Source organism: Pseudomonas sp. PME37.24/006, assembly GCF_055556635.1.
The window spans coordinates 1-242 of sequence record NZ_JBVHNL010000273.1; the positions used below are offsets into that span (position 1 = coordinate 1).

Sequence of the window (242 nt, forward strand, 5' to 3'; positions counted from 1 at the left end):
TCATTATCGCGGCGTTCTCGCCGGACCTTTATCTGACGCTGGGATTGCTACTCGTTCGTGCCGCGCTATCGCAGATGGACGTGCCGACGCGCACCTCCTACGTCATGGCCGTGGTGACGCCGCCGGAGCGCGCGGCGGCGGCGAGTTTTACCGCCGTGCCTCGCAGTCTTGCGTCGGCCATCAGTCCGGCCTTTGCAGGCGCGATGCTGGCGTCGCCGTTTCCTGGATTGCCGCTGGTGATC

At 65.7% G+C, this 242-nt stretch carries 1 protein-coding gene; it reads left to right on the forward strand.

All coding sequences use genetic code 11. From position 1 onward, the window contains the following. A partial coding sequence (locus ACZ3GY_RS24700) for a hypothetical protein (protein WP_465912449.1) occupies window positions 1-242 on the forward strand: 242 nt, incomplete at both ends.